This is a genomic window from Bacillus sp. CH30_1T (assembly GCF_008364765.1).
GTDB lineage: Bacteria > Bacillota > Bacilli > Bacillales > Bacillaceae_B > Rossellomorea.
This window is the reverse complement of the sequence record NZ_VTUY01000001.1, coordinates 400,623-416,484: the sequence shown is the minus strand read 5'-3', so window position 1 is coordinate 416,484 and position 15,862 is coordinate 400,623. Positions and strand designations below refer to the sequence as shown.

Genomic DNA, 15,862 nt, shown 5'->3' with positions numbered 1-15,862 from the left:
CATGTCGGATGAGACGGTCAAAGGAGGATGGAAAGGATTTTCAAAAAGTCTTTTCTCAAATATTAGTGCGAATGATGTAACGGGGTTAGCCGCGCAAATTGCTTATTACTTTCTTTTATCGCTCTTTCCACTGCTGATTTTTATCGTAACACTCTTGCCATACCTTCCCGTAGAGCAAGGGGACATCCTGGGTCTAGTCAGGGATTTTGCTCCAGGGGAAACGATGTCCATGATCGAGGAAACGTTACAGGACATCATGTCGAACCGGAATTCCGGTTTACTGTCTATCAGTATCATCGCCACGATTTGGTCGGCTTCCAATGGGATGAATGCCATTGTGAAGAGTTTAAACCGTGCCTATGATGTAGAGGAAACAAGATCATTCATTGCTACCCGTCTCATGTCTATATTATTGACTTTAGCCATGATTCTTGTATTTGTCGTAGCTCTTTTACTTCCGGTGTTCGGAAAACAGATTGGCCTTTTATTATTTTCTCAATTCGGATTTTCAGAGCAATTTTTAACAGTATGGAACGGGATTCGCTGGGCGATCAGTCCCATCATCCTCTTTATTATTTTCGTTGGGTTGTACTTTTTTGCTCCGAGTAAACGGATCAAATGCTTAAGTGCGTTCCCCGGGGCGATTTTTGCGACGCTTGGCTGGGTACTCGCATCCTTGGCGTTTTCTTATTACGTAGGAAGCTTTGGGAATTATTCAGCAACATACGGCAGCATCGGAGGAATCATCGTCCTCATGATCTGGTTCTACTTAACGGGAATCATCATCATGATCGGCGGAGAAATCAATGCATTGGTCACGATTAAAGATAAAGATTCGTGTTAAAATATGGGAAATCACTCCCCGGACATAGTACAGGTTTAAGTAGGGGAAGATTCTATTAAACATTCGTGTTTAAGGGGGTCTTCTTTTTTGATGTGAAATAGAAAGCGAGGTGGAGCTTTTGTTGATAGCTGCAATGGTCGAACGTCTTGGTATCATTGTGACCATAGCCTTTATCATGACGAGGATCAGTTTCTTCCGTCATTTAATCGAGAAGCGGACCAATGTGAAGAAAACCCAGACACTGCTCCTCATCCTGCTGTTTGGTTTCTTTGGGATCGTAGGTACATACACAGGATTGATCGTGAATCCATTTCAAGAGGAATATACAAAATGGCAGTGGCATCTTCAACAGAATGAAGCGATCGCCAACTCCAGGGTGATCGGTGTCGTGGTCGCCGGGTTACTGGGAGGCCCATGGATCGGACTTGGAGCTGGATTGGTCGCTGGAGTACACCGATACTTTCTTGGCGGTTTTACGGCATTCTCTTGCGGGATCTCGACGGTGTTAGCGGGATTACTGGCAGGGTGGATCGGGAAGCGGGAAAAGAAGAACAGGCTTGTTTCCCCTCAAAAAGCGTTTTTAGTTGGTTTTGTTGCAGAAGGGATGCAGATGCTTCTCATTCTTCTATTATCTAAGCCATTTGATGATGCTTATTTACTCGTTTCCGACATCGGCTGGCCGATGATCCTTGCAAACGGGGTCGGAACCGGGATTTTCCTGCTGATCATTAAAAGTGTTTTTTATGAAGAAGAGCGGATGGGAGCGGTTCAATCCCAGAAAGCGTTGAGGCTGGCCGATAGCACGGTGAAATATATGCGGAAAGGATTGAATGCAGCCTCTGCACAGGCAACGTGTGAGATTCTGATGAGAGATGTGAATGCTCTGGCGGTTTCAATTACGAACACTTCACATATCCTGGCTCATGTCGGATTAGCCTCGGATCATCACCAGCAAGGACGCCCGATTCAGACAGAGGCGACGAAACGGGTCATCGAAACGGGAGAGCTCATGAAAGTGGGAAGAGAGGATATTCAATGCGACCGGAATGGATGTCCATTGGGAGCGGCAATCATGGCGCCTCTTTTAAAAGGGGATGAAATTGTCGGAACGCTTAAATTCTATTTTCATTCGGAAAAAGAAATCTCGCCGATTCTGATGGAATTAACGAAGGGGATTGCGACCCTGCTTAGTCATCAGCTTGAACTGGCTGAAATCGATACCCATAAAGAGCTTGCGAAAGAGTCAGAAGTAAAGGCGCTACAGGCACAGATCAATCCGCATTTCTTGTTCAATACCATCAATGTCATCGTGTCGTTGACAAGGATCAATCCCGATAAGGCGAGGACTCTGTTGATTTCACTATCTCAATTTGTGCGTCAGAACCTGACAGGAAGCACGAAATCCACCTCGACCCTTAAAGAAGAAGGACAGCATGTAAAGGCCTATCTCGCCATTGAAGAAGCACGTTTCTTTGACCGGCTGGAAGTGGTGTATGAGATTGACGAAGATGCCCTGCAGGCGAAAGTCCCTTCGATTACCCTTCAGCCTCTTGTTGAAAATGCAATTAAGCACGGGATGAAGAATGTAGAAGAAGGATTTGTGTTGAAGATTTCGATTTCGCTGAATGGTGATGAGGTGACTGTTCGTGTTGAGGATAACGGTGCGGGGATCGATGAAGAGAGAGTGGAGAAGCTTTTGCATGAACCAATAGAATCACAGTCCGGGACAGGCATCGGCCTCTATAACGTGAACAAACGATTGGAAATGATGTTGGGGAAAGAAGCAGGTCTATCGATCACTTCATCAATAGGAAACGGGACCGCTGTTGTATTTAAGGTAGGGAGTGAAAAAGGATGAAAGTCGCCATTATCGATGACGAACCATATAGCCGGGAAGAAATGAAGCATCTCTTAAGCGGTTATTCATGGGTGGAAGTAGTAGGAGAAGCAAGCTCTGCAGAAAAGGGATTGGAAATCATTTTAATAAAAGAACCCGACGTCTTAATTCTTGATATTGAAATGCCGGGCATGAGCGGGGTCGACTTAGCGGAAGCCCTGCAAAAAATGAAGCACAAACCGGAAATCGTCTTTGCCACTGCGTATCCGGATTATGCCCTTAAAGCGTTCCGGGTAGAAGCCGTTGACTACTTATTGAAGCCATTTGAAGAAGATCAGCTCGCGCAAACGATGGAACGCTTGAAGAATCTTTTGAAAGTGGAAGTGAAAAAGCAGAGCGAGATTCCCTCGATGGGGAAACTTGCGGTTCAGGATGAAGACAAAATTGTATTCATCAACCCGAAGGACATTCTATATATCTTCCGAGAAGAGCGGGAAACCTTTATTTGTACGGAGAAAAAGAAGTATACGTGCCGCTTGCCGATCAAGGAATTGGAATCGAAGCTCAGTACATATCCTTTTTTTCGGGTCCATAAAAGCTACCTCGTTCAGCTGCCGTTCGTGGAGGAGCTCATTCCGTGGGGGAGCGGCGTGTATCAGTTGAAGGTTCATGGAGCGGATGAGGCGATTCCGGTGAGCAGGAATTATGTGAAGGAATTGAGGGAGCGGTTGGAGTTGTAGGTGAGTGTGGTTATTTGATTGTTTGGTTTGTACCAGATATATTTGATGTTGATTGTACCAGATATATTTGATGTTGATTGTACCAGGTACAAATCGAGCATTCGGTGCCAGGCGCCAAACCAGTCATCTGTAACAGACACCATCTCTTCTTTCCCTGCACATAAACCCTCGCTCAGAACATCTTAACCCCAATTTGAAACATCTTAAACAGAATGTGACGAAACTGTGAATATGCTTGTTATAATGAAAGCGTATTCATAAATGAGCGAAAGGGGATCATAAGCATGGTTACATTTCTGGTCTCGATTGTTGTATTAATTATCGGTTATTTCACATATGGAAAATTAATTGAAAAGATTTTTGGAATCAATGAAAGTCGTTCGACTCCTGCTTATGCGAAGGCGGATGGAGTGGATTATGTACCAATGAAGACGGGTAAGAACTCTATGATCCAGCTATTGAATATCGCAGGTGTAGGACCCATTTTCGGTCCGATCATGGGAGCACTTTATGGACCTGTCGCCTTCCTTTGGATCGTACTCGGAGCGATTTTTGCAGGAGCGGTTCATGATTACTTAACGGGAATGATTTCGATCCGTAACGGTGGAGCTCATTTGCCGGAGCTTGCAGGACGCTTCCTGGGCAAGACGATGAAGCATGTGGTAAACGCATTCTCGATTCTATTACTCGTGCTTGTGGGTACGGTTTTCGTTACAGCACCTGCAGCATTAATCGCTAATCTAACGCCAGCCTGGATTTCTTTAGGTGTCATTATTGCTGCAATCTTTATTTATTATATTGTCGCAACCTTGTTACCGATTGATAAAATCATCGGTAAGGTGTACCCGCTTTTCGGAGCACTGCTTGTCATTAGTGCAGTTGGGATCGGTGCAGGATTAGTGATTACCGGGGCGGATATTCCCGAGATCAGCTTAACGAATATGCATCCAGAATCAGTAGCGATTTTCCCATTATTATTCTTGACGATTTCTTGTGGGGCACTTTCAGGGTTCCATGCCACACAATCACCAATCATTTCAAGAACGACTCAAAATGAGAAGAACGGACGCAAAATTTTCTACGGTATGATGATTCTAGAAGCGATCATTGCGATGATCTGGGCAGCAGCTGCCATGAGCTTATTCCAGCCGGGTGAATTGAATGCCATCCTGAAAGAAGGCGGACCTGCAGCGGTTGTAAGTGAAGTATCGATCCTTATGCTTGGATCAATCGGTGGAACACTCGCCATCCTTGGAGTGATCATTCTTCCGATTACGTCAGGTGATACTTCATTCAGAAGTGCGCGTATGATCATTGCCGACTATATCAAAGTAGGACAAGTGAAAATGTCCAGCAGGCTTTGGATTGCGATTCCATTGTTCGTAATCTCAGTCGTTTTGACACGAATCGACTTTAACCTATTATGGAGATACTTCTCCTGGGCGAACCAATCGACAGCAATGATCGCTCTTTGGGTAGGTGCCATGTATCTGGCGCTGCAAAAGAAACCTCACTGGGTCGCAACGATTCCAGCGATCTTTATGACGATGGTGACATTCACGTATATCCTAAGTGCTCCGATCGGTTTCGGTTTATCAATGGGCACAGCATATATGGGAGCAACAGCCGTAACCATCGCCGCAATCTTAGCTTTTATTTACACATTAAGAAAACGCTTAAACGATGGATCCGTCATTCAAGTCGACGAAGACGTTCCTCAATCAGCAGCCTAATGATAAGAGAGTTTTCCGGTAATTACCGGGAGACTCTTTTCATTTTTAGCACAAAATAAGAATGGTTCAAAAACCACAAGTTTTCTTAATGACGACTAATTATTAGGAGTGATTCAGCATGACAAAGAAAACAAAAAAAGACGGCGGTACAAAGCAAAACGGCAAGCACAAACCGAAACAGAAAACATCCGGTTCTGCTAACGGGCAGAATGGATACCACTAGGAAATGACGGCCAATCCTTTACGGGTTGGCTTTTTTATTTGGAACTCGAGATGTTTTCTGTTGGAGGATGTATTATAATAGATGTAGTTTCAAAAATTTAGTAGTCTCAAAAGGAGATTCCATTATGTCGAATAATAATGATCAGCAAATACAGCCAGGAAAGAAAAAAATCAGCCTGCAGGAAGCGATGAAGCAGCAGCTGGCAAAGAAAAAAGAAGCCCAGGCAGGCGGCAAGCAAGCAACAGGCGGTTTAGCATCGAATCAACGCATGCAAAGTCAACAAACGAAGAAGCCTAGCAATACTCGTCGTAAGATGGGGAGCTAATGGGGGAGAGCGCGCTCGGGAATTGGGGGTGCTCTTTTTTTATTTTGGATGGTGTTTCTGGTGAGGCGGAACGGTGAGGCTCGGGGGGAGCGGTCGGTATAGCGCGAAACTTGACGAAGTGTGTAAAATGGCGGATATATCAGGAATTCGGCAGATAAAATAAAAAAGGGCACATAAATCGTGAGAACGGCAGATATATCACAGAAGTGGCAGAAAAATTTTTCAGTGCAGAGATCAGGTCTCAATCGGGCTTAACGAAATTTGTCGCTATATGAAGAACGGTCGATATCGCGAAAATACGGTTGATATAATGAAAAAACGGTCGATAAATCTATAGTCCACCTCATCATCCCGCGCAACTTCCTTCAAAAATCCAATCCCTTTAAAAAAATCAAACTTTTTCCACTCCAAAGTCGTCAAAGTAGTAGAAAAGAGGTGATCTCCCTTTGAATGAAGAACAGGCACGTGAATACACTCAGTCGACGGAAGAATTTCTGGAAGAAGTGATGAATAAATACGGCAAAGAGGTGCTGTATATTGCTTATTCTTATGTGAAGGATCACAGTCTTGCTGAAGATATCGCTCAAGAGGTGTTTGTCCGACTTTATCAGCGGTACGATTCGTTTCGGGGAGACTCCTCGTTGAAGACGTGGATCATCCGGATTGCCATCAATCAGAGTAAGGACCATCTCAAGAAGTGGGAGACGAGGAAGCTGCTTTTTACAAATAAGCTGAGTGAATGGATTCAGGAGAGCAGGAGTCGATGGCCGGAATCCCAAACTATACATAAAGAAACGGGCAGGGAGCTGCATACCAGATTATTATCTTTGTCGATCAAATACAGGGAAGTAATATTCCTGTATTATTATGAGGAACTGAAAATAACTGAAATTGCCGAGTGCTTGGAGATCAATATCAATACGGCTAAAACCCGTTTGAAAACAGGGAAAGAGAAACTACAAAAAATGTATCCAAAAGGGGTGCATCAGGATGGATAGAGAGCTTCAGCGACAGGTTAGAAAAATGACGGATGAAGGATTAAAAGGATTCGATTTTAATAATCAAATGAAGGATCATGTAAGGAAAAGAGTAGCTGAAGGGAAGCAGGAAAAAGATTATCGGCGCAGGTGGTATGCGCCATTGATCAGTTTTGCCATTGTTCTCATCGTTGTATTTGCGTTTGCCGTAGTGAAGGGGGAGCAATGGGGAATCCTAGGTAGCGAGAAGCTGAGTGGTTTCTTCACGAATAAATCGAACTTTGATGTAGAGATTCGCTATGAAGGGGGAACGACCATAAGTACGTTTACCGACACGATTACAAATCAAGAGGGTGAGGAAAAAGCTCTAACCTTCACTAAAGAAGAAATGAGTGAAATTTATTCAAAAATAGAGAGCCTGAATCTAAAAGGGAACAAACAGTTGACTTACCGGGAAGATTGCACCATTCTTTCCCTTGATCATTACAAGATGAAGATAAGAATAAGAATGAATGACGATGAATATGAGTATTATCATTCAGATTGTGGAACGACGGCAGACAGAAGGGAATTCGACGAACTGCGCAAACTCATCATCACCATCATCAAACAAAAACCAGGGTACGAAGTAATATTGAAACAAATTCTGACGATGTGAATATTCCATTTACTTCCTTCCTCAATCATGCTATCATGATAAAAATTTCAATTAAATGCCATGAAGAGAAGAGTAGATATCCTGAATTCTTTAACAGAGAGCTCCGGCAGCTGAAAGGGAGCAAGAGGGACGGTATTGAACCAAGACTCTGAGCAGTGCATCGGAACCTTTCCTGGGGATGGTGTGACGGGAGCTCCCGTTATCGGGCTAGGGTATAAGTCAGTTGGCCGTACCCGAAAAGGTTAGTATGGCGACATGTTAACGAACTGGGGTGGCACCGCGATATATCTCGCCCCCAAGATCAACGTCTTGGGGGTGGGATTTTTTTGTTTCACAAAACATATCGCGAGGAGGAATAACCAATGAGGAAGTGGAAGTATCCTTTATTGCTGCTAGCAGGTATCGGGATTTCGAATGTAGGAGGGTGGATTTATTTAATCGCCCTTAATTTGATTGTATTGGATGAATGGGGATCACCCTTGGCAGTGGTGATTTTATATGTATTGAAGCCTGTGGCGGCCCTTTTGACAAATGCCTGGGCGGGAAGCTTGATTGACCGGGTCAACAAGCGGAATCTGATGGCAGGGCTTGATTTTTTCAGAGGGATGCTGATTGCGGTACTGCCTTTTCTTTCGTCGAGTTGGTGGGTGTATGCGGTTGTGTTGATCATCAATATGGGAAGTGCCATGTTTTATCCGGCATCCATGGCGTACATCACAGCCTTCATCCCACGGGGGAACAGACAGCGATTCAATGCTCTCCGGGGGTTGATCGGATCTGGTGCGTTTCTCATTGGACCGGGAATTGCCGGACTGATGTTCATGATGGGGACACCGGGGTTTGCCCTTTATATGAATGCACTGGCCCTCTTTTTATCAGGAGTGATCACCCTCTTTCTACCGAAGCTTGAGGATGGGATCCCCGTTGATACAGGTGATACCAAATGGGATGTCATCAAAGGGGATTGGCGGGTGGTGTGGAGGTTCAGCCGGCGCACCGCTTATGTGATGATCCTTTATGTCTTGTTCAGTTGTATGCTGGTGATGACGGCGGCGATTGATTCCCTTGAGGCGGCATTTTCAAAAGAGGTGCTGCATCTATCAAACAGCACGTATGGATTTCTCGTGAGTATAGCAGGGGGAGGGTTTGTACTGGGGTCGATCCTGAACACGGTCCTTTCCCACAAGCTCCATCATATGTATCTTATGGGGGTTGGTTCCCTTGGGGTTTCGGCTGGATATCTGATGTATTCTTTTTCAAATGGTTTCTTGTTAGCGGCGATCGGGTTCTCTGTTTTATCCTTCGCACTGGCCTTTGCGACGACAGGGTTTGAAACCTTTTATCAAGAACACATACCCGCTGAGATCATGGGGCGGGTTGGCAGTATATATGGATTGCTGGAAGGGGTACTGGTCATCCTTTCCACGGTACTTATTGGAGTGGGAGCCGAAGTGGTATCGATCCGTTTTGTGGTGTTAGCGGGGTCGATGATCATGGCAGGCGTTACAGTGGCCCTATGTGTGTTCTCCATGAAAAAACGGTTATATAATTATTCTGAATGTTATAATAAATAAAAAAGAACTAAAAAGGGGGGGCACGGGGATGAAGATGACGGCAGATCAGTACTGGGACCGGTGGGAAGAGTTGATGCACCGGGAAGAAGCAAGTTATGAGAAGTGGAACAGTTTAGAGGATCTGTTGTTCATTGCGCAGAAAGAAAAGGACCTCTATAAGGAGTTTTGCTGCCGGTTCGGAATTATGAGGACCGTCAACTATCTTGGGGAGTATGAGGAATTATTCGATCATTTTGAGTGGTGCAACGGCTTCTTTTTAGATAATGAAGAGAACCTGCAGGATTGGGTGGAAAGCTTCTTCTGGATATATAAATGGATGGCGGAGCATCTGGTGAAGATGCCCGGCATTGACACGGAACTGTTAGATGCCTTTTTCAGTGACTTTCAAGAAGCATATGACCGTTATGGCTATAGTCTGCGCCCCTTTTATCAGCATCAGCATAAACGTGCGTTGAAAACAGGGAATGTAGAGGAAGCGGAAGAGTATTATCAAAAGTGGATGGCAGCGGAAAGGGATTCCCTTTCGGACTGTGAAGCCTGTGAATACCAGACACAGCTTGAGTATTTTTATTTAACCGGGGAAATGGAAAAAGCCCGCCCCATTGAAATGCTTATATTATCAAAGGAAGTGACATGTGGTGAAATCCCCCACTTGACCTATAGTAAGCTGCTCTTACCTTATCATGAAGATGGTCGAGTGGAGGAAGCCTCGCGCTATCAGTCGGAAGGATACTTTTTCATTTATGATAAGCCACACTTTTTAGTCGAAGCTTCCGAACATATCAGGTTTCTTGCCTTAACGGAACCTGTCAGAGGAATTAAAGTTTTAGAGCGTCACATCGAATATGCGGATAGTGGGAAGGATCCTTATGGGATGTTTTACTTTTATATGAGTGCGATTGTTCTTCACAGTAAGCTTGTGGAAGCCGGTCATCGTCCGGGATTTGCCATTGATGTGATGTGTGAGATTGCGGAAGAGATAGCAGGGGATTTTGATGAGAGGAATGGAAATGAATTCTTTAGTCGGGAGATGGAGAGGATTTATTCTTTGTAACAAATATTGACAGCCTCTGTATATCTATATATAATCATCTAAAATAACTGAAACATTGCCGAGGATCAGTAAAGGGATCTTGTCTTTTCAGAGAGGGAGCGGATTGGTGAAAAGCTCCCATTGATGAACCTTTGAACCTGCCTCTAAGTTCTGTATCGAATGAAGATATCAGCGGTCCGATACCGTTATCATGGAATGAGTGTAAAGCTTTGCTTTGAATCAGGGTGGTACCGCCAGAAATGGTCCCTGATGAGAAGCGGGGCTTTTTTGTTTTATGGGTGATGGCGATTCGCTGATAAAATGAAAATTTCGCTGATAAATCCGGGATTTCGCTGATAAAATGAAAATTTCGCTGATAAATTCAGGATTTCGCTGATAAAACGAAAATTCCGCTGATATATCCAAATTTCGCTGAAAAAATCAATCCAACGAAAAATGAGGTGCACACAAATGGCAAAAGAATTTGTAAAAGATGTAACGGGCATGGAGGAAGACTTCGCCCAGTGGTATACGGATGTCGTGACGAAGGCGGAGCTGATCGATTACTCAAGCGTCCGCGGGTCGATGATCATCAGACCTTACGGATACGCACTTTGGGAAAATATCAAAGATGCCCTTGATGCAAAAATAAAAGAAACAGGGCATGAAAATGTGTATATGCCACTATTCATACCGGAAAGCCTTCTTCAGAAAGAGAAGGATCATATCGAAGGCTTCGCGCCTGAAGTGGCATGGGTGACTCATGGAGGAGAAGAGGAGTTAGCGGAACGGTTATGCGTGCGTCCGACGTCAGAGGTATTGTTCGGGGAGCACTACAAAAACATCATCCATTCCTACCGTGACCTGCCTAAGCTTTATAACCAATGGGCAAATGTGGTCCGTTGGGAAAAGACCACCCGTCCATTCCTGAGGACATTGGAATTTCTATGGCAGGAGGGTCATACATGTCATGAAACAGATCAGGAGGCTCATGATGAAACGGTGAAAATGCTGGAGGTCTACGCGGAGCTTTGTGAAGAGCTGCTGGCGATCCCTGTCATCAAGGGTCAAAAAACAGAAAAAGAAAAATTTGCCGGTGCAAAATATACGTATACGATCGAAAGCCTGATGCATGACGGAAAAGCCCTGCAATCAGGAACTTCCCACCATTTAGGTGACGGGTTTGCGAAAGCTTTCGGCATTCAATTCACCGACCGTGATGGGAAGCTTCAGTACGTGCAGCAAACATCCTGGGGATTCACAACCCGCATCATCGGTGCCATGATCATGGTCCACGGGGATGATCGTGGCCTGGTCGTTCCACCGAGGATTGCGCCGACTCAGCTGATGATTGTACCAATTGCCCAGCACAAAGAAGGCGTCCTTGATTTTGCCTATAACTTGAAAAGCCAGCTTGCCGGTATTGCCCGCGTTGACATCGATGCGAGTGATAAAAAGCCGGGCTGGAAGTTTAATGAATATGAAATGAAGGGTATCCCACTTCGCCTGGAGGTCGGTCCACGGGACATCGAAAACGGGCAGGTCGTACTGGCGAGACGTGATACAGGTGAGAAAGCCACGGTCGCGATGGAAGAACTGGATGTGAAAGTCACTGAACTTCTGGAGGACATTCAACACAACCTTTTAGAAAAAGCGAAAGCTCATCGCGATGAAAAAACAACGATAGCCAAAACGTTTGAAGAATTCAAAACGACGGTTAGGGATAAAGGAGGATTCGTCAAAGCGATGTGGTGCGGGGACCGGGCTTGTGAAGATAAGATCAAGGAAGAAACAAGTGCCACCTCTCGATGCATGCCGTTTGAGCAGGGGCAGGTGTCGGATACATGTGTGTGCTGTGAAAGGGATGTGAAATACTTGGTTTATTGGGCGAAGGCATATTGAAGAAGGGAAATATCATTCTTGTATTGTCCTTAGTAAGCAGTGTGATGATGGTGGCACTGGCGTTTTTTCAGTGGGAACTCGTCCACATCCTGACTCCGTTCTTGATGCCTTTTCTTTGGTTGATGGCAGGAGGTTTTTTCCTGGTCATAACGATTTTCGCTTTTATAACCGTTTTTAAAAACAAGAACTGGAAACCGCTCTTCATTCAAGTACTGACCGTTATCTTCATGATTTTTTTCCCTTTCACAAAGGTCATATTGGAGATGGATTTCAAGAGAAATCATGATGATCGAATGAGTGTGGTGAATAAAATAAATGAAGGGGCAATTACCCCGAATGTACCCTACAATGACTCTATCATTCACCTCCCCGGGGAATACCATGGTGTGTCTAAAGGTGGAGGCGATATTCTAGTAGAGAAGAAGGAGAATGATATGAAGGTCCTTTTCTTTACCTTTCGGGGGATATTGGATAGTTTCTCCGGGTTTGTCTATTCGTCATCAGGGGAGAGACCCCGTACAGGTGACTTTGGAGGGGAATTTAACGAGATAGAAAAGTTGGATGAACACTGGTATTTCGTGAGTTCCGGATGAAAAGAGGACTTTCGAACCTTTCCGCCTTTTTTCTCCCTAAACCCTTCTTTTTCCCGTGTTTAATTAATAAACATAGGTAAAGGAGGCATCGATTATATGGAATTTGAACTCATCCTCGTTTTATTCATGGCAGTCGTGGTAATCAGCCTTTGGGTCGTGCATTCCAAGCTTAACCGGATCACCGAGCATGTGCAGCAGTTGGATGAAGAATACTTGTCCGATGAGCAGATTGAGAAGGAATTAGAGGAAGAATGGTATAAAGACAAGTAATGATGAGGGCGTTTCTCAGCAGAGGGACGCCTTCCGTTTTTTTGAAAAAGGACTACCATTCTAAATGGCAGATTGATACTATTAATAATAGAAATAAACGAAAAGGGAGGGGCAAGGATGAAACATAAGGACTTAACCATCGAAACACCAAGGCTGGTCATCAGACCCTTTGTAAACAGGGATTACCCAAACTGGTTAAGGGAACATCTGAACAGGCTCCCATCCCAGCATAAATATGACGTTGGCTATCAGGACATGAGTGAGTGCACGGAGTTTTGGTTCCGGGAGATGCTTGTGAAGCATGATGAGATGATCAATCGGGACCAGGTCTATATTCTGGGGATCTTTCTTAAAGGTAGTGGCGCGAATATTGGGACCATCGACTTTTCCACTCTGATGCGGTACAACTTTAACTGGGGCAGGGTCGGTTACACGATACATAATCGTTACTGGAACCGTGGCTACGGGAAAGAAGCGGTGAAGGCAGCCCTTCAGCTGGCTTTTGTGAAATTGAATTATCACCGGATCGAGGCCCATATCAATCTGGACAACGCGCCATCGATTAGACTTGCAGAAAGTGTCGGCATGCAGTATGAGTGCACGCGGAAAGGATTCATTTATGAGTTTGGGAAGTGGACGGATAATTTGGTGTATTATCTGAATGCAGGGGAGTAGGATGTTTCAGCCCAATAAAACGATGAGAGCTTAGTAGCCATCATCGTTATTTATGGGGAGGGGGGTTACGATTCATTTAATATAAACATCACCTTTTTTTGAAACTCCTCTGCTTCAGCGGAGATACCTTTTGATTTAGGAATTAATGTCCAAAACTGGTGATTGATTATCTCAGGATTTTTCAAAGGAATGACAGCCAAATTCCCGTTTTTCACGTCTTGATTATTTTTGAAAGTAAAGTTATAGATCAGACAGGAAGCATGTCCATCTATAATCGCGGCTCTTAACACTTCAATATTATTTGAAGTGAATAATATAGGTACTTTTGTAAAAAGTTCCGTATTGAATGTGATGGATCGATTTGAGCTGTACATCACCATTTTCTCATTTTCTAAGTCTTTTAGTGTAATGGAATTTTTATAGTAGAGGTGTGACCGACTGCTCACACATACACAAATGTAGCCAGTATATAGTGAACGAAAACGTATGAAGTTATGAACATTAGAAGTTGCTGGATCCTCTAGACTAAAGGGGGAGAATGCAATATCGATCGTCTCGTCTTTCATTGCATTCAACATTTCATCTATATTCATCTCCTTTATTTCAATATGAACATACGGGTATTCCTTATTAAATAATAAAAAAGCATCATAGACAATGTAAGTCAATGATGGAGCGCATCCCACCCTGAGTGATTTTTCCTTTTTCTCAGTTGAAAATTCATTATACAACTCATCGATTTTCGTTAGAATTTCATTTCCGATACGAATGATCTTTTTTCCGTCCAAAGTTGGGACTGTGCCTTGCCTTGATCGATTGAAGATCGTTATGCCCAACTCCTTTTCTAGTTGAGAAATAGATTGACTCACTGCCGATGGTGATAAGTGCAGATTCGCAGCTGCTTTGGTAATAGATCGTGCTTTCGTAACCTCTAAAATATATTTAATTTGTTCAATGTTCATAAAAAGCAGCTCCAATAGTTAAGCAGAAGTTAATAAAGATTCAATATTATTAAATTTACTTTAATATGTAATCATTTTATACTATATAAGGGCTAAATTACTACAAATATTGCAATCAATTGAAATGAAGTCAACTACTAATTTGTAAAGAAAAGTATAGATGGAACTCAAACGCAAATAAGGGATGGGGAAAAAGCGAGGTTACATTAGATCAGGGTAATTGGAATGATGACAAAAATGGTATTCCACTATAGTTACAAGCGTAACAATTCATGGATATCGGAGGAACAAATGTTGAAGGAATGTGAGTTGCAAAGGCGTATAGAAGGAATGAGAAAAAAATTAATTCAAACGGCTAGTAATTACGGATTGAATAATAAGAGAACGATTAAGATAAGTCAAGAACTTGATAGCCTCCTGATTCTGATACAAAAAAAAAGATGAAAAAGAACACATTTCATCTTTTTTATGATATCAATATAATTTAACCTCCAATATGGTGCATTTCAACTTTCTTTCGATCGGTAGCCTTAATTTCACGCTCTTCTGAATAACGGTCGTGACGTCCTCTCCATATATTCTTTACTTCATCAGCTGTAGTGGTATCTGTTAAGTCAGAGCGGACAAGTGCTCTTAAATCATGCCCTCTTGATCCGAACAAACAGGTGTACAATTTCCCTTCAGCTGATAGACGTGCTCGATTACAGTTAGTGCAAAATGCGTCAGATACGGAAGAAATTACTCCTATTTCTTCAGAGCTCCCCACATATCGAAATCTTTTCGCAACTTCACCTATGTAGTTCGGCTCTATAGGTTCTAGAGGCATCACTCGATGAATTTCTTCTATTATCTGTTTTTTAGAATATACATCATCAAGTTTCCACTTGTTTGAATTTCCCACATCCATATACTCAATAAACCTTAATATATGTCCTTCTTTTCTGAAGAATTTAGCCATGGGAACAATCTCATGATGGTTCATCCCGCGTTTAACGACCATATTAATTTTCACCTTCAGCCCAGCGTTGGAAGCGGCTTCAATTCCATCTAACACAGTTTGAACCGATATCCCTCTTCCATTAATCTTTCCGAATACTTCATCACTTAACGAATCAAGGCTAATAGACACACGATCAAGACCTGATGCTTTCAAGTCATTTGCAAATTTTGGTAACAAAGATCCGTTCGTTGTCATAGCGATATCATTCAAGCCGGCAATTTGCTTTAATTTTTGAATTAGAACAGGTAAGTCCTTTCGCATCAAAGGCTCTCCACCAGTAATACGAATTTTTTTCACACCAAGATCTTTAACAAATATTTTTGCTAACTGCTCAATCTCTTCGAAAGAGAGTAATTGTTCCTTTTGGAGAAAAGGATAATCAGGTCCGAAAATCTCTGCGGGCATACAATACGTGCATCTGAAATTACATTTATCCGTAACTGAAATCCGCAAATCACGAAGAGGACGTTTTAAAGTGTCAAGAACGGGTTGATTCATGTTGTTGTTCCCCCTTTC

At 43.3% G+C, this 15,862-nt stretch carries 16 protein-coding genes and 2 other annotated features; of the genes, 14 read left to right on the top strand and 2 right to left on the bottom strand.

All coding sequences use genetic code 11. The features are described 5' to 3' along the window. Position 1 precedes the first annotated feature (1 nt). The 13 genes from F0342_RS01915 to F0342_RS01860 all read left to right on the top strand — a co-directional run bounded on the left by F0342_RS01915 (position 2) and on the right by F0342_RS01860 (position 13,384). The gene (locus tag F0342_RS01915; protein ID WP_149154364.1) at positions 2 to 844 is read left to right on the top strand and encodes a YihY/virulence factor BrkB family protein; all 843 of its coding nucleotides are present in this window, start codon (positions 2 to 4) and stop codon (positions 842 to 844) included. 121 nt (positions 845 to 965) lie between these two features. Beyond that, complete coding sequence (locus F0342_RS01910; RefSeq protein WP_316252573.1) at positions 966 to 2,702, top strand: sensor histidine kinase; 1,737 nt, start codon at positions 966 to 968, stop codon at positions 2,700 to 2,702. Continuing rightward, the gene (locus tag F0342_RS01905) at positions 2,699 to 3,421 is read left to right on the top strand and encodes a LytR/AlgR family response regulator transcription factor (RefSeq protein ID WP_149154363.1); all 723 of its coding nucleotides are present in this window, start codon (positions 2,699 to 2,701) and stop codon (positions 3,419 to 3,421) included. The genes F0342_RS01910 and F0342_RS01905 overlap by 4 nt, the downstream gene beginning before the upstream one ends. A 284-nt stretch (positions 3,422 to 3,705) precedes the next feature. Beyond that, a complete protein-coding gene (locus tag F0342_RS01900) occupies positions 3,706 to 5,154 on the top strand; it encodes a carbon starvation CstA family protein (RefSeq protein WP_149154362.1) in 1,449 nt (482 codons plus the stop codon). A 347-nt stretch (positions 5,155 to 5,501) separates the two neighbouring features. Beyond that, a complete protein-coding gene (locus tag F0342_RS01895) occupies positions 5,502 to 5,702 on the top strand; it encodes a hypothetical protein (protein WP_149154361.1) in 201 nt (66 codons plus the stop codon). Positions 5,703 to 6,148: 446 nt separating this feature from the next. Next, the gene (locus tag F0342_RS01890) at positions 6,149 to 6,700 is read left to right on the top strand and encodes a sigma-70 family RNA polymerase sigma factor (RefSeq protein ID WP_149154360.1); all 552 of its coding nucleotides are present in this window, start codon (positions 6,149 to 6,151) and stop codon (positions 6,698 to 6,700) included. After that, entirely contained in the window at positions 6,693 to 7,337 is a 645-nt protein-coding gene (locus tag F0342_RS01885) for a hypothetical protein (protein WP_149154359.1), read from the top strand. The genes F0342_RS01890 and F0342_RS01885 overlap by 8 nt, the downstream gene beginning before the upstream one ends. A gap of 51 nt (positions 7,338 to 7,388) precedes the next feature. After that, positions 7,389 to 7,637: a binding site (T-box leader), on the top strand. Between the two features lie 62 nt (positions 7,638 to 7,699). Next, complete coding sequence (locus F0342_RS01880; protein ID WP_149154358.1) at positions 7,700 to 8,911, top strand: MFS transporter; 1,212 nt, start codon at positions 7,700 to 7,702, stop codon at positions 8,909 to 8,911. A gap of 28 nt (positions 8,912 to 8,939) precedes the next feature. Further along, on the top strand, positions 8,940 to 9,965 hold the full coding sequence (locus tag F0342_RS01875; RefSeq protein WP_149154357.1) for a hypothetical protein: 1,026 nt from the start codon (positions 8,940 to 8,942) through the stop codon (positions 9,963 to 9,965). A 46-nt stretch (positions 9,966 to 10,011) separates the two neighbouring features. After that, positions 10,012 to 10,216, top strand: a binding site (T-box leader). Positions 10,217 to 10,415: 199 nt separating this feature from the next. After that, positions 10,416 to 11,846 (top strand): proline--tRNA ligase, encoded by a 1,431-nt coding sequence (gene proS / locus F0342_RS01870; protein WP_149154356.1) that lies wholly within the window; start codon positions 10,416 to 10,418, stop codon positions 11,844 to 11,846. Next, complete coding sequence (locus F0342_RS01865; RefSeq protein WP_262481598.1) at positions 11,843 to 12,439, top strand: hypothetical protein; 597 nt, start codon at positions 11,843 to 11,845, stop codon at positions 12,437 to 12,439. Before proS ends, F0342_RS01865 begins: the two co-directional genes overlap by 4 nt. A 96-nt stretch (positions 12,440 to 12,535) precedes the next feature. Next, the gene (locus F0342_RS24615; protein ID WP_187443194.1) at positions 12,536 to 12,709 is read left to right on the top strand and encodes a hypothetical protein; all 174 of its coding nucleotides are present in this window, start codon (positions 12,536 to 12,538) and stop codon (positions 12,707 to 12,709) included. A gap of 117 nt (positions 12,710 to 12,826) precedes the next feature. After that, entirely contained in the window at positions 12,827 to 13,384 is a 558-nt protein-coding gene (locus F0342_RS01860; protein ID WP_149154355.1) for a GNAT family N-acetyltransferase, read from the top strand. A gap of 65 nt (positions 13,385 to 13,449) precedes the next feature. On the opposite strand, the gene F0342_RS01855 is transcribed toward F0342_RS01860, so the two are convergent. After that, positions 13,450 to 14,346, bottom strand: a complete 897-nt coding sequence (locus F0342_RS01855; RefSeq protein ID WP_149154354.1) for a LysR family transcriptional regulator — start codon at positions 14,344 to 14,346, stop codon at positions 13,450 to 13,452. A 225-nt stretch (positions 14,347 to 14,571) separates the two neighbouring features. On the opposite strand from F0342_RS01855, the gene F0342_RS01850 reads away from it, so the two are divergent. Next, entirely contained in the window at positions 14,572 to 14,790 is a 219-nt protein-coding gene (locus F0342_RS01850) for a Spo0E family sporulation regulatory protein-aspartic acid phosphatase (protein ID WP_316252572.1), read from the top strand. Positions 14,791 to 14,830: 40 nt separating this feature from the next. On the opposite strand, the gene moaA is transcribed toward F0342_RS01850, so the two are convergent. After that, positions 14,831 to 15,844: a GTP 3',8-cyclase MoaA gene (moaA, locus tag F0342_RS01845; RefSeq protein WP_149154353.1), complete on the bottom strand. Its 1,014-nt coding sequence runs from the start codon at positions 15,842 to 15,844 to the stop codon at positions 14,831 to 14,833. Positions 15,845 to 15,862: the final 18 nt, after the last annotated feature.